Source organism: Bradyrhizobium sp. AZCC 2262, from assembly GCF_036924535.1.
Classification (GTDB): Bacteria; Pseudomonadota; Alphaproteobacteria; order Rhizobiales; family Xanthobacteraceae; genus Bradyrhizobium.
In genome coordinates, this window is record NZ_JAZHRT010000001.1 from 6,332,336 (window position 1) to 6,352,007 (window position 19,672).

A 19,672-nucleotide genomic window follows, 5' to 3' on the forward strand; every position below is an offset into this window, starting at 1 on the left:
GAAATTCGCCAAATCATGAACCTGGAGCCTCGGCACATCGCATTTGCACGAAACATCCAACGATTGCATTTGTCCTGATGACAAACTGAATACGCGGCAGTAGCCTGCCCCAAAATATAAAACACATGGGAGGAGTGGCATGCCAGACGCAGCGGTCGCAGCACGTTCTTCTGAAACGACCAACAGCGGTGCAACGCAACAAGTTGACGTCGCGGTGGTCGGCGCCGGGTTTGCCGGCCTCTATCTCCTGCATAAGCTGCGCAAGGCCGGCTTCTCGGCTGTCGTGATCGAGGAGGCCGGCGACGTCGGCGGCACCTGGTACTGGAACCGCTATCCCGGCGCACGCTGCGACATCCAGACCATCGACTACGGCTACACGTTCGATCCCGAACTCGATCGCGCCTGGACCTGGTCGGAAAAATACGCAACGCAACCGGAAATCCTGCGCTATTTCGGCTTCGTCGCCGATCGTTATGACCTCCGTCGCGACATCCGCTTCGGCACCAGGGTCAACGCCGCGAACTGGGATGCCACCAGCGAGCGCTGGCAGCTCGTCACCGATAACGGCGCGAGCATTTCCTGCCGCCACTACATCATGGCGACCGGCTGCCTCTCCGCGCCAAAACCGCCGGAGATCGATGGCGTCAAGGATTTCAAGGGCGAGATCTATTTCACCGGGCGCTGGCCGCATGATGGCGTCAATCTCGCAGGCAAGCGCGTCGCCGTGATCGGGACGGGATCATCGGGCATCCAGTCGATTCCGCTGATCGCGGAACAGGCGGCGCATCTCACCGTGTTCCAGCGCACGCCGAGTTTTGCGCTGCCCGCGCATAACGGTCCGGCGCCCGACGATCGCAAGACCTACTTTGAGGCTGACCGCGCCGCCTATCGCGAGCAGGCGCGCTGGTCTCTCGCGGGCGTGCCGTATCCGCAGGAGATGGCGGTGAGCTGGCAACTGAGCGATGCCGAGCGCCGCGAGCGCTTCGAGAAAGCGTGGGCGGCCGGCGATCTCGTCCACATCCTGACCCAGCTCTGGGCCGACCAGGGCGTCGATTTCGACGGCAACGCACTGATCGGCAAGTTGATTCACGAGAAGATCCGCGCGGTCGTGAAGGACCCCGAAACTGCCGCGGCACTGAGCCCGCATGACCATCCATTCGGCGCCAAGCGGCCGTGCCTCGATACCAACTACTACGCGACCTACAACCGTCCCAACGTCACGCTGGTGAATCTGCGGCAAGAGCCGATCAAGGCGATCACCGCCTCCGGCATCGCCACCGACAGGCGCAGCGTCGATGTCGACGTGATCGTGTTCGCGACCGGCTTCGACGCCATGACCGGCGCCATCAAGGCGGTGCATCCGATTACGGGCCGCGATGGCAAATCGCTGTCCGACGTCTGGGCCGATGGCCCGCAGACCTATCTCGGGCTTACCGTGGCCGGCTTCCCCAATTTGTTCATGATCACGGGCCCAGGCAGCCCCTCGGTGCTCTCAAACATGGCGGTCTCGATCGAGCAGCATGCCGACTGGGTGGTCGATCGCCTGGCGACGTTGCGCGACGCCGGCTTCACGACCATGGAAGCAACCGAAACCGCGCAGGCCGGCTGGGCGCAGCACATGGCCGACTGTTCGATGATCACGCTGCATCGGCTCGCCAACACCTGGTACACGGGCGCCAACGTTCCCGGCAAGGTGCAGGGCTTGATGCCCTACACGGGCGGCGTCGGCCCCTACCGCAGCATCTGCAACGAGGTCGTCGGACGCGGCATGCTCGGCTTCAAGCTGACCGGCCCCAACGTTGCCGGGCAATGCAACGATGGCGAGGTGGTTCGCTTGCAGCCGGATGTGCGGCTGGTGCTGGGCATGCTGGCGGAGATGAACCTGCCGCAAATCGAGTCGCTGGGCGCGCAAGGCGCACGCGACTTCCTCACCGAATTCAACAAGGGCCGTCCCGCCGGCCGCCCGGTCGGCGAGGTCGGCAGCGGCGCGCTGCAAGGCGCCGAAGGCCCGCTGCCCTATCGCCTCTATCGGCCGGCAACGCCGGGACCGCACCCGATCGTGGTCTATTTCCACGGCGGCGGCTGGGTATTAGGTGATGAATTATCCGACGATCCGTTCTGCCGCGACCTCTGCCGCCGCAGCGGCATGATCGTGGTCAGCGTCGGCTACCGCCATGCGCCCGAGCATCGCTTCCCGGCGGCGGCCGAGGATGGCTATGCAGCGACGCGCTGGATCGCCGAGCATGCCGCTGACCTTGGCGGCAGGCCGGGACCGGTGCTGGTTGCAGGCTGGAGCGCCGGCGCCAACGTTGCCGCTGTCACCTGCCAGTTGGCGCGCGACCGCGGCGGTCCCCAGATTGCGGGCCAGCTCCTGGTATGCCCGGTCACCGATTGCCGGTTCGACCGTCCGTCCTACGCCGACAACGCGGTCGGCTATTTCCTGACGCGGGCGCTGATGTTCTGGTTCTGGGACATCTATTGTTCGCCCGCCGACCGCACCGACCCGCGCGCGTCGCCCCTGCGCGGCAATCTGGCGAACCTGCCCCCGGCGTTCGTTGCGACCTGCGAGTTCGACCCGCTGCGTGACGAGGGCATCGAATACGCCGAAGCGCTTGCTGCCGCCGGTGTCCCGGTCGAGCAACTGCAGGCGCGCGGCCACATCCACTCATCCCTGGTGATGGTGGACGTGGTGATCACCGGCGTCAGCGGACGTGTGAAGATGGCGGAAGCGTTGCGCGGCTTTGCGGGTCTGCCCCGGAAATTGGAAGAGAGCGCGGACATCTCGCCGATCGCCGTGAACGCTGCCGCGGGATAGCGCGCAAGGCAATGATGGCCTGTCCTTTGAGCGGCCTCAAGGTGCGGGCCGCTCACGACGGACGTTTATGGGGCCTTGAGCCTTTGCGCTGACTTGACCCTTTGGGCTGCTTCGGCGCCGGCCTCTTCGCCGCAACCCGGTGCGCCGCCGCCAGCGCGGCGCGCGCCCAAATGATGAACTCGTCGGGCTCGTCGAACAGCCGCTCCGGTACACGCCAGAATGCGAGATCTATCGTCTCGCCCTGCTTCGCGTAATTGAGCGGCGGAAACACCTCGGCTTCCTTGAACGTCTCCCGGTTCTGATCGTCCACCCGGAAATAAAGCGTGTTCTCCGTCACCATCCCAAGCATTACCCCATCGCAGAACACGCCGCTCTTGCCGAACATGCGCCGCAGGGTAACACGGCCGAGCGGCGCGAGCTGCTCGCGCAGAAACTCGGCATAGGTTTCGCTGGCAACCATCCTTCCATCCGGCCTGGTTCAAACTCGGTCGCGCCGCTTATTTGCGGGATAAGGCAGACTGTCATGCAATAGATTTTCTACGTCAACCGCCCAATGAATTTCGCTTATTGTCGCCGTGACCCCGGGCTGCATCCGGGCTTCCTACCAAGATCGCAAAACATCGGAAATCAAATCTCATGACCGCTACAGACGACGCAAAAGCCATCGAAGGCGTGATTCAGTGTTACCTCGACGGTCTCCACGAGGGCGATCCAGCCAAGATCGCCAGCGCCTTTCATCCGACCAGCGCGCTGACCAGCATCTCCGAGGCAGGCGAGCTGGCGATCACGCCCCGCGACGCCTGGCTGGAGAACGTCCGCAACAGGCCATCACCGAAGCACCGGGGCCTGCCGCGGCACGATGAAGTCCTGTCGATCGACCTCGTCGGTCCGACGATGGCCTACGTCAAGCTCCGATGTGCGATTCCGCCGCGCTTCTTTACCGATCAGCTGTCGCTGTTGAAAATCGATGGCCGCTGGCAGATCGCGCAAAAAGTTTTCATGACCGAGCTGCGGGAATGATCTCCGCAAGCTCTCTCCACTCTCTCTCCCCGCCTCTTGCGGGGGTCGAGACGAGCGAAGCTCGCTCTTGGAGGGTCGGGGTGAGGGGCTCTATCCGCGAGCTCTGAACGACGTGAGACCTGTACCCCCTCACCCGGATTGCTTCGCAATCCGACCTCTCCCCGCAAGCGGGGCGAGGTTGAAGAGAACCGCGCGTCGCAACATGGAAGGAGGCCCGCGATGAACGTACTCGACGATTATATGGTCGATCCCCGCCTGTCGCTCTTGGACAAGACGCGGATCCAGGCCCAGGTCCTTGTGCCGGTGCTGCGGGCGTTGCGCGCGGAACTCGGCAAGGAAAGAGCCGACGCGATTGCGCGACAAGCCTTGCGCGATTGGTCGAAGCAGCTCTTCGCCGCTGTGGGCGAGAGCGTCGAGGGTAGCTCGCGGCGCAAATGGGCGGCCATGCAGACCGCGCTGACCGAAATCACCGAGCGCGAAGTGACGGTGGAGATGCACCGGCACGACAAGGAAGCGCTGGAATTCGACGTCACGCACTGCCGGTTCGCGGAATTCTTTCGCGCGCTCGGCGAGCCGGAGCTCGGCGCGCTGCTGGTCTGCGCCACCGACTTCGATATCGTCGCCGCCGGCGGCAGCGACGTCGGCCTCACGCGCGACCAGACCCTGATGCAGGGCGCGCCAAGCTGCACGTTCCGTTACAGGTTCGCGCCGCGATCATAAATACCTCGTGAAAGTGCTCTCAATTGCGTATGATGCTTCCCAAAGAAGCCGTGGTCTTACCGGCTCGCAAGGGAGAGCGCCGATGGCAGCGACAGCGGAGCAAGCGTCACCCTGGCTCAAGGGGCGATCATTCGCCTCCTTAAGGGAAGAGTTCGACCGCAGCGGTTACCTGATCTTCGAACGCGTTCTGGCGCCCGAGCGCGTCGCTGAAATCCGCGCGGCGCTGGCGCCGCATCTGGCGCGCGACCTGCTCGGCCGCAACGATTTTGAAGGCACCAAAACCAACCGGGTGTATGCCCTGTTGGCGAAATCACCTGTTTTCGCGGAGCTTGCGACCCATCCGCTCGCCATGGCCTTTGTCGAAGCCGAACTCGGCGAGAGCTGCCTGCTGTCTGCCATGCTCGCGATCAACCTGCATCCCGGCGAGACGGTGCAGCCCTGGCACTTCGACGACGGCGGCGTCAAGATCCCGCGGCCCCGCCCTGCCCTTGGCATCAGCACGTTCTGGGCGATCGACGACACGACCGAACAGAACGGCGCCACCGAAATCATTCCGGGAAGCCATCTGTGGGACGGGCAATATATCGAGGGCGCGGTGCAGCCCGCCCACTTCACCCACCAGGCCCATCACGATGAGGGCAACCGGCCGGACGCCGTCAAGCTGACCATGCCGGCGGGATCGCTGGCGATCACCAAGGGAACACTGTGGCACCGTGGCGGCGCCAACTGGTCCGACCACCCGCGCCTGATCATCACGCCGCAATATTGCGTGGGCTGGGTGCGGCAACTCGAGAACATGGCGCTCGCCGTCCCTGCCGAAGTGGCCAGCCAATTGCCGGAGCGCGCCCGCGAGCTGATCGGCTACTCGATCCATCCGCCGTTCATGGGATATGTCGACGGCGTCCATCCCAGGCGCCTGCTTCGGACGCAATGACGCGATGCTGGCGAAGGCACGAGCGGGACGATAGAACTCATAGGATGGTTTGAGCTCTTGCGAAACCCATCGCCTGGCTTCTCGGAGGATGATGGGTTTCGCCGCGCTCAACCATCCTGCGCAATTACGAAAATCAGCTCTAGCCTTGCCAAGCATGAACAGGAGCAACTATGAGCGTGATCAAGTTGCTTTCGGCTCCAATCCGCACTGTCGTAAGGTTTCCCCTCTTTCAGCTCATTATCGTTATTGTCGTCATTCTGTGGCTCCAGGCTGCCGATGATGCATCGACGTTCGGTCAGATATTCAATAGCCTCGATAAACTCGTCGACTCTACCGTGCAATTGTTTTCCAGAATTTTCACAGTGAAGTCTTTCACAAAATCATGGCTTACGTCAGGATTCATGATTGCGTATGTCTATCTCGCCTGCTTGTTAATTCTGCTCCTTTGGCGCGTCATATTCAGAGCTGCAATCGATTTGATGGGGAAACGGAATTTCTTGTGGTCAAGAAATCTCATTGCGCGGGATCGTGGCATTCAGGCTTACCGAGCCTGGCTGCCGCTTGAGAAAATAAGGCCGTCCGACATTCCCCAGAAAACCTGGGAAGAGCAATTTGCCTGGCCCGCGAACAATGAACCCCCATATCCGCCGCTAACGCGGCGGCTGCTGCGCGGAGCAGCAACTTATACAGCCTTACTTCTGATCGTCGTCGCTCTATTGGAAATCTTCGCCCCTTCGGTTTTGGCTTGGCTTGGCCAACTTACCAAAATGGGGTTCGGTTGACGGTGGTCCTTCCCGCTCGATTCGTGCGTTCGGCGAACTGGACTCGGCGCGCTGCCGATCTGCGCGACCAATTTCGATATCGTCGCGGCTGGCGCGGCGAGAAGATGATGGGTTTCGCTGCGCTCTACCCATCCTGTCCAGACTTACTCCGCGGCGATCGCGGACCTTACAGATGCCCGCGCGTCTGCATCGAACATGATGCCCTCATAGCCCTTCTGTGCAACGTCGGTGATGGCGGCAACGTATTTCGGCGTGCCGCCATTATAAACGAGATAGCGCGTCTTGCCGTGCTCGTGGCCGGGGATGTTGGAATTGTAGCCGGTGAACCACGACTTGGCTTTGCGCATCAGCATAATGGCGTACATCTTGGTTACATGCGCGGTCCAGCGCGCCTGCGCTTCGGGCGTTGGCTCCGCCCGCGTGTAGCCCCGGCGCCAGATGTGCTCGAGCAGGCCCATGCACCAGCCGACGCCGTTCTCGATGCCGCGCGGAAAATTGGTGGAAGCCGAACCGCTCTGCGGCCCGGTCGGCATCAGCAGGTTCGGAAAACCGTGGACCATCATGCCGAGGAAGGTCGAGGGTCCGTCGCGCCATTGGTCGGCCAGCTTGACCCCGCCGACGCCGGTGATGTCGATCGCATCGAATGAGCCGGTGATGGCATCGAAGCCGGTGGAATAGACGAGGATATCGAGCTCGTAATCGCGTGCGCTGGTGCGCAGGCCGGTCGGGGTCACCCGTTCGATCGGGGTCTCGCTGATGTCGACGAGATGTACATTGTAGCGGTTATAGGCCTCGAAATAATTGGTCTCCAGCGGCACCCGCTGCACGCCAAAGCCATGATCCCTGGGGATCAGCTTTTCCGCCGTCACCGGGTCCTTGACGCGCCGGCGGATGCGGCCGGCGATGTAGGCGGAAAATTCGGCGTTGGCCGCCTCATCGGTAAAGATCTCGCGAAAGTTGCTCAGCCAGATGCCGAAGCCGGGCTCGTCATAGAGCTTGTCCCACAGCGCGATCCGCTCCTCGGCCGTAACCTCGTAAAAGCCGCGCCGGTCCGGCTCATGCTCGAAGCCGCCGGGCGTGCGGGTGCAGGCGGCAAAGATGTCTTCGTAGCGCGCGCGGATGTCGGCCATCTCCTCGTCGGAGATCGGGCTGTTGTTGAGCGGCGCGCTCCAGTTCGGACGCCGCTGAAACACCGTGAGTTCACCCACCTTGTCCGCGATCTCGCCGATCACCTGGATCGCGGTGGCGCCGGTGCCGATGATGCCGACCCTCTTGCCGGCCAGCTCGACCGGCTCGTGCGGCCAATGAAACGTGTGGAACGAGCGCCCCTTGAACGCGTCCATGCCTTGCAGCCGCGGCAGCGTCGGTATCGCCAGCAACCCGACCGTTAGAATGACGAACCGGCAGGTCAGCTCAAAGCCGTCGTCGAGTCTGAGCCGCCACAGATGATTTGCTTCGTCGAAGACCGCCGCCGCCACCCTGCGGTTGAACCGCATGTATTTGCGCAGGTCGAACTTTTCGGCGACGTAGTTGAGGTAGCGGAGGTTTTCCGGCTGCGCCGAAAACCGCTCCTTCCAGTGCCACTCGTTGAGCAGCTCTTTCGAGAAGGAATAGCCGTAGGTGTAGCTCTCGGAATCGAAACGCGCGCCCGGATAGCGGTTCCAGTACCAGGTTCCACCGAGGTCGGGGGCGGCATCCAACACCAGCGCATCCACCGCGAGATCGGCCAGCCGCTTGATCTGGTAAATGCCCGACACGCCCGCGCCAACGACGACGACCTCGTAATGCGACTTGATGTCCCCGGTCATGCGCGGCTTCCCCGTTGTTGTTTCTTGGACGATTTGGCGCAGTCGGGTTCGACTATACCGAATTATTCGCGCCATGCACTTGCGTCAGGATGCCGGTGGGCCTGCGGAAACGGGCGCTCAAACATTGTTTGAAAAGCGGCGCGTGTTGTCGCCTCCCCGCTAGCTGCTTCAGATATCCGGCGTGACACCAAGCTCGGCGTGGAGCTGCGCGACATAGGGATCCTCGATCCCCAGCGCGTCGAGTTGCGTCGCCAGTTGCACGAGGTAGTCCCTGTTGGTGCCGAGGATACCTTTCCCGCTCGCAATCAGGCGCGCGGTCTCCGCAAACGGCAGTTCGCCGACATAGCTCGGGTGCGAAGGGTTCGACACGAAGGCCAGCGCCTCGATCGGCCCCTGCGGCGTGAGCAACGGCACCATCGCCGGCGCATAGCCGCCGCGCAGCATCTCGCGACGCCACAGGATCGCGGTCTCTGTATGGACGGAGGAGGCAGCGATGCGGAACGCCAGTCCGTGGCAACGTCCTTCCTGCGGCTCCAGCGAAAGCATCAGCGCTGGATAGTCGTGCGACCCGCGGCCGAGATTGATCTTCAGCGTAAAGCGGCGCTGATAGCCCTCGACATCGGCGAGCCGGACTTCGGCGAAATGAAATCCGGGGTCCCACATCAGCGAGCCGTAGGAATAGATCCAGAGGTCGCAGCCCGCTCTGTGATCGCCGAGCACCGCAAGCCGTGACGCCTCGATCACCTCGTCCGGCAGCCGCCAGCCTTCCGGCCATCCCGCGGCGCGCGCACGCTGCTCCCACATCGCAAACATCTCCGGTGTCAGCCGCAGCAGCGATTTTTCCGGATGCGTCACCCGGGTCCGAAGCTCGGGCAAATGAATGAATGCGTCCGCAGTCAAGCCGGCATGCCCCTTTGGTGACGCGACAATTCTCCGCAATCTGCCATTGTCGGCCGCCCGGCGCCAACCATGAAGACGAACAGATGCGCTCCCCCTGCATGTTATTCTGTCATGGCTCGCCCAGGATTTTTAGGGTGTAATGAAGTCCACCTCGACCACGCCCTCCCCGCAAACTTCCACCCGATATCGAAAGTCACCCGATGCGCGACCAGTTTTCCAACACGCAAGCGATCCGCAAACCCGCCGTCACCTCCAAAGGCGGCATCGTCGCAGCGCAATCGAGCCGGGCCGGGCACGTCGGCGCCGAGGTGCTGGCCGCGGGTGGCGACTGCGTCGACGCCGTGATCGCGACCACGTTTGCGCTGGGCGTGCTGGAGCCCTGGATGAGCGGGCTCGGCGGCGGCGGCGCAATGGTGCTCTACCGGGCGCGCGAAGACCGCTATGAAGTGATCGACTACGGCATGCGCGCGCCGGCGAGCCTCAACCTTGCGGAATATCCGCTGACCGGCGACGGCGCGGCATCGGATATTTTTCCCTGGCCGCGGGTCAAGGACGACCGCAACCTTCATGGTCCCGGCTCGATCGCCGTACCCGGCGTGGTCGCCGGCATGGAGGAAGCGCATCGCCGCCACGCCAAACTGCCGTGGAAGGAATTGCTGGCGCCGAGCGTCAAGCTTGCCGACGAAGGGCTTGCGGTCGACTGGTGGACCACGCTGATGATTTCGAGTGCGGCTGCGGATCTGCGGCGTTACCCCGCGAGCGCCGCGGCCTATCTGCAGGACGGGCTGCCGCCAAATCCGCAATGGAGCATCAAGGCCAACGTCCGCATGCCCCAGGACCGGCTCAAGGCCACGATGGCGCATCTGGCGAGCGCCGGCCCGCGCGACTTCTACGAAGGCGATCTGGCGCAAAACCTCGCCGCCGACATCCAGGCCGCCGGCGGCGCGCTGTCGGTCGAAGACCTCAAGCCGTTCCGCAGCGCTGTGCGTGAGCCGCTGGCGATTCCCTATCGCGGCGGCGAGGTGTTCGCGACACCAGAACTCACCGCGGGTCCAACGCTTTCGCGCACGCTCGGCCTGTTGCAGAACGATCTCAAGCCCGCGCGCGGCGTACCGGATGCGGCGGCCTATGTCGCCTACGCCTCGGCGCTGCAGGCGGCCTATCGCGAACGGCTGAAGGACATGGGCGATCAAGACGGCAGGCGCGCGCTCGGCGCGGAAGCGCTGGCGCCGGCCTGCACCACGCATTTCTCGGCGGTCGATCGCGACGGCAACATGGCCGCGGTGACGCAGACGCTGCTGTCGACCTTCGGCTCCAAATTCGTATCTAGCCAGACCGGCATCACCATGAACAACGGCATCATGTGGTTCGATCCGGCGCCGGGCGCGCCGAACTCGCTGGCGCCGGGCAAGCGCTGCCTGACCAATTACACGCCGGTGCTGGCGCAGGCCCACGACGGCCGCCGCGCTGCGATCGGCGCTTCCGGCGGCCGGCGCATCCTGCCGGCGGTGAGCCAGCTGCTGTCCTTTGTGATGGATTACGGCATGGACCTCGATGCGGTGATCCACCAGCCCCGCATCGATGCCAGCGAAGGCGCCGTTGTGATCGGCGATATGCGCCTGCCGCAGGCCGCGCGCGAGGCCCTGCGCACGCGCTTCGACTATGAGGAAGCGCGCGTCCAGACCCTGCCGATGAAATTCGCCTGCCCCAGCATCGTGCTGCGCGACGGCGACACCAACAGCGGCGCGACCGAGGTGTTCCAGCCGTGGAGCGAGGCGGTGGCGGAGGGGTGAGGTCTAAAACACGAAGATGCGCGCCAGCGCGACCGCCTCTTTAATTGGGCGAACAACATGCTATATTTGCTGGCATGACAACCAAGATCCTTCAGGACGCATTGCGCCGTGTCGAGGCTTGGCCTGAGGCAGCTCAGGTCGAACTCGCAGAGATCGCATTGGAGATTGAAGCAGGCCTGGCTGCGGGTACGTATCATGCGACACCGAAGGAACTTGAGGGTATCGATAGAGGCTTGAAGGCAGCGCGCGAAGGCCGCTTCGCTACCGACGATCAGGTCAAGCAGGTTTTTCAGAAACACCGCCCTGCATGAACGTGGTGTATACTACCGAGGCGCTTGCTGACCTCGATGGTATCCTCGACTACATCGCTAACCATTACCCCGCCATTTCCGATGCGTTCCAACATCGGCTTCACGCAGTCATTGCGCGCGTCGGCCGATGGCCAGAGAGCGCACAGGAAGTTTCCGAGCGACCAGGAGTTCGTGTCGCACCGCTGATCCGATATCCATACAAAATCTTTCTATCGGGTATCGGGTGACACGGTAGAAATTCTCCACGTTCACCATGCTGCTCGCGAATAGACGCGATGGTGAAGTCCGACGATCCGTTCCGACTACATCCCCAGCCGGTCCCGCACCCGTCCCGCCAGCACCGCCGCGGTCACGCCGACGGGCCAGAACGCGTGCAGCGGCATCGGCTTGATGGTGGTCACGGGCATGTCGATCGCGGCGTTCTTGCCGCCGATCAGACGGCGCGCGAGCTGCCCGCCCATCGCGGTCGAGAGTGCGACGCCGCGGCCGTTGCAGCCGAGCGAGATCAGGAGATGCTCCGCCGGCTCATGCACATGCGGATAATGATCGGGCGTGATTGCGAGCCGGCTGTTCCAGCCGTGCGTCCAGGTCGCACCCTTCACGCCCGGCCATAACCGCTCCGCATAGCGGATGAGATAGGCAACATCCGACGGCTTGCTGATCCAGCGCATCGGCCCGCGGCCGCCCATCAGTAGCCGGTTATGCGCATCGATGCGGTAATAGACCGTGATGTGGCCGCTTTCGTACAGCACCGGGCGCGTCGGCATGATCTCGCGCGCGATCGCCTCGGGCAGCGGCGCGGTGGCCGCGATCGAGGAAAATACCGGCACGATGGTGCGGCGCAGGCCCGGCCACAGATCATCCGTAAAACCGTTGGTCGCCAGCAGCACCTTTTCGGCGTTCACGATTCCACGCGGCGTCTCGATGCGCCAGCCGGCACCTTCACGCGACAGCGAGAGCGCCGGCGTCTCGCCATGAACGGCAGCGCCGGCCGCGATCGCGGCGCGTGCCAGGCCGCGCGCATAACTCAGCGGATGCAGGTCGCCGCCGCGATTGTCCAGCATGGCGCAGAGATAGCGGTCGGTTCCGGTCATCTCGCGCATCTGCTCGCGACCCAAAAGCGACACAGGCATGCCGCGGCGGATGCATTGTTTTGCGGTGTTCTCGATTCCCGCCGCGCTCGCTTCATTGTAGGCCGCGCGCAGCGTGCCATTCTGCCGCGCCTCGCAGGGGATCTGGTGGCGGCGGATCAGGTCGAACGTGTAGTTCGTGGTGCCGTAGGAAAACGCGATCATGCGGTCGCCAAGCTCAGTGCCGAAATCGGCCTCGATCTGGTCAGGGTCGTGCTTCAGTCCCGGATTGACCTGGCCGCCATTATTGCCCGACGCGCCCCAACCCGGCTGCTGCGCCTCCAGCACGGTCACGTCGACGCCCTGCTCGGCGAGATGCAGCGCGGTGGACAGGCCCGTAAAACCGCCGCCGATGATCGCGACCGAGATATTCTTGTCCGCATCGAGCGGCGGCGTCGGTGTCGGCGCCACCGCCGTATCGGCGTAGAGACTTGGCGGCAGCGGCAGCGAGACAGGCGAAATCATGGACAGCAACCCAAGTTTAGAGCGGATGCAGCACGCGCCGCAAAAAGTCCTGCGTGCGCGCATGCTGCGGCTGGTTGAGAACGGATTTTGCCGGCCCCTGTTCGACAATCACGCCGCCGTCGATGAACAGCACGCGATCGGCGACGTCCTTGGCAAATGCCATTTCATGGGTGACGACGACCATGGTCATGCCGTCATCGGCAAGTTTGCGCATCACGCCCAACACGTCCCCGACCAGTTCCGGATCGAGCGCGGAGGTCGGCTCGTCGAACAATATCGCCTTCGGCTGCATCGCCAGCGCGCGGGCAATCGCAACGCGCTGCTGCTGCCCGCCCGAGAGTTGCGGCGGATGGACATCGGCCTTTTCAGCCAGCCCCACCCGCGCCAGCAGCGCGCGGCCACGCTCCAGCGCCTCGGCACGCGGCTCCTTCTTCACATAGACCGGCCCCTCGATGACGTTTTCGAGCGCCGTGCGGTGCGGAAACAGGTTGAAGCGCTGGAACACCATCGAGACCTGCGTCCGGACCGAAACGATCGAGGCCGCGTTGCGGTCGACCCGGGCGCCCTCGATGCGGATGTCGCCGCGATCGTAGCTTTCGAGTCCGTTGATGCAACGGAGAATGGTCGACTTGCCGGAGCCCGAGGGGCCGATGATGCAGACGACCTCGCTCTTGGCAATCGATGCGGAGATTCCCTTGAGCACCTCGACCTTGCCAAAGCTCTTATGGACGTCCTGGAGCTCGATCATTTCCGGTTCGCCTTCTTCTCGAAATGCCGAACCAGCAGGATGAGTGGAATGCTCATGGTCAGATACATCAGCGCCACCAGGGTGAATACGCTGGTGTTCTTGAAGGTGGAGGAGGCAATCAGCTTGCCCTGCAGCGCCAGCTCGGCGACCGTGATCGTCGAGGCCTGCGAGGAATCCTTCAGCAGCATGATCATGATGTTGCCGTAGGGCGGCAGCACGATCTTCACCGCCTGCGGCAACACCACCCGGCGCATGGTGAGCCACCAACCCATGCCGATGGTCTGCGCCGCCTCGATCTGCCCCTTGTCGATTGCCTCGATGCCAGCGCGGAAGTTTTCCGACTGGTAGGCGGAATAGGCGATGCCGAGCCCGAGGATCGAGGCCTGTAGCGCCGTCAGCGCGATGCCGAAATCCGGCATCACAAAATACAGGTAGAACAGCAGCACAATGATCGGGATGCCGCGGATTACGTTGATCAGCCCGGCAGTCAAGCCGGCGAGCACGCCTATGCCGGACACCCGCATCAGCGCCCAGAACAGCCCGAGCACGGTCGACAACGCCAGCGAGCCGATTGTGACGACGATCGTCAGCCAGACGCCCTGTAGCAGGATGGGCACGAACTCGACGGCGTCGCTGAGAAACTTCTGCATCGGCTCAGATCAGGGTTGCGTCCTGCCAAGGGAATGTTGCGGCGCGCTGCAAGATATCAGGAGGCGTCGGCCTTCTGTCCCCATTTTTCGAGAATCTTGGCGATGGTGCCGTTTGTCTTGAGCTTGGCGAGCGAGGCGTTGACCTTGGCCAGCAACTCGGTGTCGCTCTTGCGGATTCCGATCGCCACGGTGCCAACGGTGACGGGCTTGTAGGAATCGACCAGACGCACCTCGGCGAAATTGCCCTGCTTGAGATTGTAGGCGAGGATCGGATAGTCGGCGAAGCCGGCCTTGAGGCGGCCCGCATTCACATCGCGCAAGATATCGGGAATGGTGTCGTAAACCTTGACCTCGCTGAACAATCCCGTCTTCTTCAATGCGTCGACGAAGGCGGTTCCGACCTGGGCGCCGACAGCCTCGCCCTTGAGGTCTTGCTGCGAAGCGTAATTCCTAGCGTCGGTCTTCGGCACCACGAGCCCTTCGCCATAGGTGTAGACGGCGTCGGAGAAGTCGATCACCTCCTTCCGCGCCGCCGTTGCGAACATCGCGGCCGAGATGATGTCGATCTTGTTCGAGGTCAGCGACGGCACCAGCGCGGAGAACTGCATCGGCTCGATCTGCACGGCAAAGCCGGCATCCTTGCCGATCTCGGTGATGAGATCGACCATGATGCCCTGAATGCTGTTGGTCTTGGTGTCGAGGAAGGTAAAGGGGATGCCGGTCGGGGTCGAACCGACTTTCAGCACCTGCTGCGCGGATGCCGGTATTGCAGCAGCGGCGACAACAACGGCCGTCATCGCGGCCTGGACGAGACGTTTGAAAGCCATTGCACCACTCCTGGATCGAACACCGCCGCCCGCATCAGACCAAAGAGTTGCGGGAAACGCCGTTCCGGCCTACTTTCACCATTATGAAATTGTGGTCACACTTCCCAGGGCATTGCAAGCAATTTTCATGCACATGAAGGAAGCAGGCTGACGTGAGTGGTGGCAGGAGAATCAAGAAGCCGGCGCCCAAGGCCAAGGCAAGGGCCACGGCAAAGCCGGCGCGCAGGCCGAAGACGAAGGCCGCCGCGCGGCCGGCCGAGCCGGCGATGGATCTTGCGGTCGGCCGCCGCATTCGCCAACTGCGCCATGAACACAAATTGTCGCTGGAGACGATCGCCGATCGTGCCGATCTGTCGATCGGCTTCCTCAGCCAGATCGAGCGCGGGCTGTCGTCGCCTTCGCTGCGCGTGCTCGCAACGTTGGCGGATGTGCTCGGCGTCGGCATCGCCGCGCTGTTCGGCTCAAAGCCAAGCGATGATCCCGCTTCCGGCGGCGTGGTGACGCGCCAGTTGCAGCGCGCCGAGTTGAAACTGTGGCGCACCGGCATATCAAAACAATTGCTGAGCCCGGCGGGAACGGAGAACCGCCTCAATCTGTTTCTCGTGCACCTGGAGCCCGGCGGTAACACCGGCGATGAGCTCTACACGCATGATGGCGAGGAAGCCGGCTTGGTGCTGGAAGGCGAGATGACGCTGACGGTGGACGCGGAGTCCTGGTCGCTGAAGACGGGCGACAGCTTTCGCTTCGCCAGCCGCCGCCCGCACCGCTTTTCAAATCCGGCGGAAGATGCGAAAGCGGTGGTGCTGTGGGTGAATTGCGTGACGGCGGCGCCATGAGCGACAGTCTGGAACAAGAAATGGATCAAGCCCGAGAGGATTGGAGCCCGCATAGCGCGCATTGGGGCGCGTTCTCGGCGCGATGGAACGGCGCGACGCTGGATATCAAGCCTTACGCGGAGGATCCTGCGCCCTCCTCGATCCTGCAGAACTTCACCACGGCGATGCGCCACAAGGCCCGCATCGTGCGGCCGATGGTGCGCAAGGCGTGGCTGGACCGGAGCGTACGCAGCGAGCGCACCTTCGACCAGAAATTCGTCGCGTGCCCCTGGGACGAAGTGCTCGACCTGCTCGCCAACGAATTGTCGCGGATCCGAACCGAGCACGGCGCCGCCGCGGTCTATGGCGGCTCCTACGGCTGGTCCAGCGCCGGACGTTTCCATCACGCGCAGAGCCAGGTTCATCGCTTCTTGAACATGGCGTTCGGCGGCTACATACGCTCGGTGAACAGCTACAGCGCCGGCGCCTCGGCGGTGATCCTGCCGCATGTCATCGGCGGCTACGAAGACGTCTCGCGTCGAAACGTGACGTGGGACCAGGTCGCCGAGCATACCGATACCGTGCTGGCCTTCGGCGGCATGGCGCTGAAAAATTCGGATGTCGCCAGCGGCGGCATCAGCCGGCACATCGAGCGCGGCGCGATGCAGAGGGCTGCGCAACGCGGCGCGATATTCTACGGCATCACGCCGTTGCGCGACGACATGCCGGAGGAAGCCGGCGCCCGATGGCTGCCGATCAAGGTCGGCACCGATGTGGCGCTGATGCTGGGGCTCGCGCACACGCTGCTCGTCGAAAACCTGTGGGACAGCACCTTTGTCGCCCGTTATTGCACCGGCTTCGACATCTTCGAACGCTATCTGCTCGGCCGCGACGACAAGACGGCAAAGGACGCGGCGTGGGCTGCCGATATCACCGGCATTCCCTCGGCCCAGATCGCCGGCCTCGCGCGCCGGCTGCCGCGCGGGCGCACTCTGATCACGGTCTCGCACTCATTGCAGCGGGCGCAATATGGCGAGCAGCCGGTGTGGATGGGCGCGGTGCTCGCGGCCATGCTCGGCCAGATCGGCCTGCCCGGCGGCGGATATAATTACGCGCTCGGTGCGCTCGGCCACACCGGCCGCCGGTTCAACGCGGTCCCGATTCCGACGCTGTCGCAAGGCAAGAATGGCACCGCCGATTTCATCCCGGTCGCGCGCGTCGCCGACATGCTCCTGCACCCGGGCGAGGCGTTCGAATATAACGGGCGCTCGATGCGGTATCCCGACATCAAGCTGGTCTATTGGGCGGGCGGCAACCCTTTCCATCATCACCAGGACATCAACCGGCTGCGGCGCGCCTTCAATGTCCCGCAGACCATCGTCGTGCACGAGAGCGCCTGGACGCCGATGGCGAAATTTGCCGACATCGTGCTGCCGGCGACCATGACGCTGGAGCGCGACGATATCGGCGCCGCCGCCACCGATCCAAGGCTGGTCGCGATGCGCAAGGCCATAGACCCGGTCGGCGAAGCCCGCGACGATTTCGATATTTTCGCCGCGCTGTCGCAGCGATTGGGCATCGAGCAGGCTTTTACGGAAGGCCGCAACAGCCGGCAATGGCTGGCCTCCCTCTACGAACCGACGCGGCGCGCGCTTGCCGATGCCGGTTGGGATGCGCCCGACTTCGATGAATTCTGGCGGCGCGGCGAACTCACACTGCCGTCGGCCCCCGATGACGGCGGCTTTCTGCGCGCCTTCCGCAACGACCCCCTCAACAAAAGACTGCCGACACCAAGCGGCAAGATCGAGATCTATTCGAAAACCATCGCAGGCTTCGGCTACGACGATTGCCCGCCCCACCCCGCATGGCTGCCGTCGACCGAACCGCCGGATTCGCGCCACCCGTTGACGCTGATCGCCAACCAGCCATCGACGAGGCTGCACAGCCAGCTCGACTTCGGCGCCTACAGCCAGTCCAGGAAAATTGCCGGCCGCGAAGCTGTCCGTCTCAACCCCGACGATGCGGCGCGCCGCGGCATCGCCGATGGCGACATCGTCCGCCTCTTCAATGATCGGGGCGCGTGCCTGGCCGCCGCTGCGGTCACAGATGACGTCATGCCCGGCGTGGTGCAGTTGTCCACCGGCGCCTGGTACGATCCGCAAGCCGGCGCAGCAGAGCATCCGCTCTGCATCCATGGCAATCCGAACGTGCTCACCCGCGACATCGGCACCTCGCGACTAGCACAGGGTTGCTGCGGTCAGGTGACGGTGGTGGAGTGCGAGAAGTACCAGGGCACGCTGCCTGCGATCCGGGCCTTCGATCCTCCAGATCAGCGGTGAGGCGGAGACAACGACATCCGCCGATGACGCCAGCGCGGCGGGTGAATTGCGCGACGAGAGCGAGCTAGTTCCACCGTCATTGCGAGCGCAGCGAAGCAATCCATGCCGCCGCGTGCTGAGGCATGGATTGCTTCGTCGCTCCGCTCCTCGCAATGACGGCCTGCGCTTTACTCTCCCTCGCCCCGCTCTTGCGGGGAGAGGGTCGGGGTGAGGGGCTGCTTCCGCAAATTCGATAGACGGGAGTACGCGGAGAGTCCCCCTCACCCGTCGCTTCGCGCCGGCCTCTCCCCGCGCGCGGGGCGAGGCTGAGCACCGCCACTACCCGAACCGATGATCGTACCGGCTCACCGTGAGTTCACTCACATCGATATCCGGCTTCCGCCCCGACATCAGATCCGCCAGCACCCTTCCCGATCCGCAGGCCATGGTCCAGCCGAGCGTGCCGTGGCCAGTGTTGAGATGCAGATTGCTGTAGCGCGTGGCGCCAATGACAGGCGGTCCGTCCGGCGTCATCGGGCGCAGGCCGCTCCAGAACGTGGCCTTGCCGAGGTCGCCGCCGCGCGGAAACATGTCGGTCAGGGAATGATCGAGCGTCGCGCGCCGCGCCGCGTCGAGCGTATCGGAATAGCCCGAGATTTCCGCAGTGCCGCCGACACGGATGCGGTCGCCCAGCCGCGTGATCGCGACCTTGTAGCTCTCGTCCATCACGGTGGAAACCGGCGCGCCGTCGGGATCGATGACCGGCACCGTGATCGAATAACCCTTCACCGGATAGACCGGAACGGGAATGCCGATGGGTTTGAGCATCCGCGGCGACCAGCTCCCGAGCGCCGCGACATAGGCATCGGCCTGCAGCAGCCCCGCACTGGTGACGACGCCGGTGATCTTGCCGCCATCCGCAACCAGCCGCTCGATGCCGGTGTTGAACTTGAACTGAACGCCAAGCTTTGCTGCCTCCTTGGCAAGCGCCTGCGTAAACATGTGGCAATCGCCGGTCTCGTCCTGCGGCAGCTGGAGACCGCCGACGAACTTGACCTTTGCAGTAGCGAGCGCGGGCTCGACGGCAATGCAGCCGGCAGGATCGAGCACTTCGTAAGGCACGCCATATTGCTTGAGCACCGCGATATCGTCACCGGTGCCGTCGAGCTGCTTCTGCTTGCGAAACAGCTGCAGCGTGCCGCGGCTGCGTTCGTCATACTTGATGCCGATTTCGGCGCGCAGCGCCCGCAGGCAGTCGCGGCTGTATTCGGCAATCGGAATCATCCGGCTCTTGTTGATGGCATAGCGCTCCGCCGTGCAGTTGCGCAGCAGCTTCATGCCCCAGATCCACATCACGGGATCGAGCTTGGGCCAGATCACCAGCGGCCCGTGCCGCATCAACAGCCATTTGATGGCCTTCACCGGCACGCCCGGGCCGGCCCAGGGCGAGGAATAGCCGGGCGACACTTCGCCGGCATTGGCAAAGGAGGTTTCCTGCGCGGGCTCAGATTGGCGGTCGATGACCGTTACCTCATGGCCGGCGCGCGCCAGATAATAGGCCGTGGTGACGCCGATGACGCCACTGCCGAGAACGATTGTCTTCACGATCCCTCACGCATCCGCCGCGGGATTGTCC

Annotated in this window: 17 protein-coding genes; 9 read left to right on the top strand and 8 right to left on the bottom strand. The window is 63.7% G+C overall.

All coding sequences use genetic code 11. The features are described 5' to 3' along the window. Positions 1 to 139 precede the first annotated feature (139 nt). A complete protein-coding gene (locus V1283_RS29630; RefSeq protein WP_334390146.1) occupies positions 140 to 2,815 on the top strand; it encodes a flavin-containing monooxygenase in 2,676 nt (891 codons plus the stop codon). Between the two features lie 52 nt (positions 2,816 to 2,867). On the opposite strand, the gene V1283_RS29635 is transcribed toward V1283_RS29630, so the two are convergent. Then, complete coding sequence (locus V1283_RS29635; RefSeq protein WP_334390147.1) at positions 2,868 to 3,275, bottom strand: TfoX/Sxy family protein; 408 nt, start codon at positions 3,273 to 3,275, stop codon at positions 2,868 to 2,870. A gap of 176 nt (positions 3,276 to 3,451) precedes the next feature. On the opposite strand from V1283_RS29635, the gene V1283_RS29640 reads away from it, so the two are divergent. The 4 genes from V1283_RS29640 (at position 3,452) to V1283_RS29655 (ending at position 6,271) form a co-directional block, all read left to right on the top strand. Continuing rightward, a complete protein-coding gene (locus tag V1283_RS29640; RefSeq protein WP_334390148.1) occupies positions 3,452 to 3,835 on the top strand; it encodes a nuclear transport factor 2 family protein in 384 nt (127 codons plus the stop codon). Positions 3,836 to 4,054: 219 nt separating this feature from the next. After that, positions 4,055 to 4,555, top strand: a complete 501-nt coding sequence (locus V1283_RS29645) for an L-2-amino-thiazoline-4-carboxylic acid hydrolase (RefSeq protein ID WP_334390149.1) — start codon at positions 4,055 to 4,057, stop codon at positions 4,553 to 4,555. 82 nt (positions 4,556 to 4,637) lie between these two features. Beyond that, positions 4,638 to 5,489 (top strand): phytanoyl-CoA dioxygenase family protein, encoded by an 852-nt coding sequence (locus V1283_RS29650; protein ID WP_334390150.1) that lies wholly within the window; start codon positions 4,638 to 4,640, stop codon positions 5,487 to 5,489. 170 nt (positions 5,490 to 5,659) lie between these two features. Next, positions 5,660 to 6,271, top strand: a complete 612-nt coding sequence (locus V1283_RS29655; protein WP_334390151.1) for a hypothetical protein — start codon at positions 5,660 to 5,662, stop codon at positions 6,269 to 6,271. Positions 6,272 to 6,414: 143 nt separating this feature from the next. Here the strand turns inward: V1283_RS29655 and V1283_RS29660 are convergent, their stop codons facing one another. Further along, complete coding sequence (locus tag V1283_RS29660) at positions 6,415 to 8,079, bottom strand: flavin-containing monooxygenase (protein ID WP_334390152.1); 1,665 nt, start codon at positions 8,077 to 8,079, stop codon at positions 6,415 to 6,417. 168 nt (positions 8,080 to 8,247) lie between these two features. Continuing rightward, positions 8,248 to 8,979 carry a gamma-glutamylcyclotransferase gene (locus V1283_RS29665; RefSeq protein ID WP_334390153.1) on the bottom strand — a complete coding sequence of 244 codons (732 nt, stop codon included), beginning with the start codon at positions 8,977 to 8,979 and terminating at the stop codon, positions 8,248 to 8,250. A gap of 200 nt (positions 8,980 to 9,179) precedes the next feature. On the opposite strand from V1283_RS29665, the gene V1283_RS29670 reads away from it, so the two are divergent. Both V1283_RS29670 and V1283_RS29675 read left to right on the top strand, forming a co-directional pair. Next, positions 9,180 to 10,772 (top strand): gamma-glutamyltransferase, encoded by a 1,593-nt coding sequence (locus V1283_RS29670; protein WP_334390154.1) that lies wholly within the window; start codon positions 9,180 to 9,182, stop codon positions 10,770 to 10,772. Between the two features lie 74 nt (positions 10,773 to 10,846). Continuing rightward, positions 10,847 to 11,083: a hypothetical protein gene (locus V1283_RS29675; RefSeq protein WP_334390155.1), complete on the top strand. Its 237-nt coding sequence runs from the start codon at positions 10,847 to 10,849 to the stop codon at positions 11,081 to 11,083. A 302-nt stretch (positions 11,084 to 11,385) separates the two neighbouring features. On the opposite strand, the gene V1283_RS29680 is transcribed toward V1283_RS29675, so the two are convergent. Genes V1283_RS29680 through V1283_RS29695 form a run of 4 tightly spaced genes read right to left on the bottom strand, consistent with a single transcriptional unit; the run spans position 11,386 to position 14,903 of the window. After that, the gene (locus V1283_RS29680) at positions 11,386 to 12,678 is read right to left on the bottom strand and encodes an NAD(P)/FAD-dependent oxidoreductase (RefSeq protein WP_334390156.1); all 1,293 of its coding nucleotides are present in this window, start codon (positions 12,676 to 12,678) and stop codon (positions 11,386 to 11,388) included. 16 nt (positions 12,679 to 12,694) lie between these two features. After that, positions 12,695 to 13,426: an amino acid ABC transporter ATP-binding protein gene (locus V1283_RS29685; RefSeq protein WP_334390157.1), complete on the bottom strand. Its 732-nt coding sequence runs from the start codon at positions 13,424 to 13,426 to the stop codon at positions 12,695 to 12,697. After that, positions 13,423 to 14,076 (bottom strand): amino acid ABC transporter permease, encoded by a 654-nt coding sequence (locus V1283_RS29690; protein ID WP_334390158.1) that lies wholly within the window; start codon positions 14,074 to 14,076, stop codon positions 13,423 to 13,425. The genes V1283_RS29685 and V1283_RS29690 overlap by 4 nt, the downstream gene beginning before the upstream one ends. A 56-nt stretch (positions 14,077 to 14,132) precedes the next feature. Next, positions 14,133 to 14,903 carry an ABC transporter substrate-binding protein gene (locus V1283_RS29695; protein ID WP_334390159.1) on the bottom strand — a complete coding sequence of 257 codons (771 nt, stop codon included), beginning with the start codon at positions 14,901 to 14,903 and terminating at the stop codon, positions 14,133 to 14,135. A gap of 152 nt (positions 14,904 to 15,055) precedes the next feature. Between V1283_RS29695 and V1283_RS29700 the strand changes: the two genes are divergently transcribed. Together V1283_RS29700 and V1283_RS29705 are read left to right on the top strand one after the other, a co-directional pair. Next, positions 15,056 to 15,739 (top strand): cupin domain-containing protein, encoded by a 684-nt coding sequence (locus tag V1283_RS29700; RefSeq protein ID WP_334390160.1) that lies wholly within the window; start codon positions 15,056 to 15,058, stop codon positions 15,737 to 15,739. A 20-nt stretch (positions 15,740 to 15,759) separates the two neighbouring features. Beyond that, complete coding sequence (locus tag V1283_RS29705; protein WP_442895789.1) at positions 15,760 to 18,057, top strand: molybdopterin guanine dinucleotide-containing S/N-oxide reductase; 2,298 nt, start codon at positions 15,760 to 15,762, stop codon at positions 18,055 to 18,057. A gap of 318 nt (positions 18,058 to 18,375) precedes the next feature. Here V1283_RS29705 and V1283_RS29710 read toward each other — a convergent pair whose 3' ends face one another. Then, positions 18,376 to 19,641 (bottom strand): D-amino acid dehydrogenase, encoded by a 1,266-nt coding sequence (locus V1283_RS29710; RefSeq protein WP_334390162.1) that lies wholly within the window; start codon positions 19,639 to 19,641, stop codon positions 18,376 to 18,378. Between the last annotated feature and the right edge of the window lie 31 nt (positions 19,642 to 19,672).

What these genes read in the sequence shown, in the direction of transcription:
- V1283_RS29685 (WP_334390157.1), bottom strand. Translation starts at nt 13,426, where the DNA reads ATGATCGAGCTCCAGGACGTCCATAAGAGCTTTGGCAAGGTCGAGGTG.
- V1283_RS29645 (WP_334390149.1), top strand. Translation starts at nt 4,055, where the DNA reads ATGAACGTACTCGACGATTATATGGTCGATCCCCGCCTGTCGCTCTTG.
- V1283_RS29705 (WP_442895789.1), top strand. Translation starts at nt 15,760, where the DNA reads ATGGATCAAGCCCGAGAGGATTGGAGCCCGCATAGCGCGCATTGGGGC.
- V1283_RS29670 (WP_334390154.1), top strand. Translation starts at nt 9,180, where the DNA reads ATGCGCGACCAGTTTTCCAACACGCAAGCGATCCGCAAACCCGCCGTC.
- V1283_RS29695 (WP_334390159.1), bottom strand. Translation starts at nt 14,903, where the DNA reads ATGGCTTTCAAACGTCTCGTCCAGGCCGCGATGACGGCCGTTGTTGTC.
- V1283_RS29680 (WP_334390156.1), bottom strand. Translation starts at nt 12,678, where the DNA reads ATGATTTCGCCTGTCTCGCTGCCGCTGCCGCCAAGTCTCTACGCCGAT.
- V1283_RS29640 (WP_334390148.1), top strand. Translation starts at nt 3,452, where the DNA reads ATGACCGCTACAGACGACGCAAAAGCCATCGAAGGCGTGATTCAGTGT.
- V1283_RS29675 (WP_334390155.1), top strand. Translation starts at nt 10,847, where the DNA reads ATGACAACCAAGATCCTTCAGGACGCATTGCGCCGTGTCGAGGCTTGG.
- V1283_RS29655 (WP_334390151.1), top strand. Translation starts at nt 5,660, where the DNA reads ATGAGCGTGATCAAGTTGCTTTCGGCTCCAATCCGCACTGTCGTAAGG.
- V1283_RS29630 (WP_334390146.1), top strand. Translation starts at nt 140, where the DNA reads ATGCCAGACGCAGCGGTCGCAGCACGTTCTTCTGAAACGACCAACAGC.
- V1283_RS29690 (WP_334390158.1), bottom strand. Translation starts at nt 14,076, where the DNA reads ATGCAGAAGTTTCTCAGCGACGCCGTCGAGTTCGTGCCCATCCTGCTA.
- V1283_RS29650 (WP_334390150.1), top strand. Translation starts at nt 4,638, where the DNA reads ATGGCAGCGACAGCGGAGCAAGCGTCACCCTGGCTCAAGGGGCGATCA.
- V1283_RS29660 (WP_334390152.1), bottom strand. Translation starts at nt 8,079, where the DNA reads ATGACCGGGGACATCAAGTCGCATTACGAGGTCGTCGTCGTTGGCGCG.
- V1283_RS29635 (WP_334390147.1), bottom strand. Translation starts at nt 3,275, where the DNA reads ATGGTTGCCAGCGAAACCTATGCCGAGTTTCTGCGCGAGCAGCTCGCG.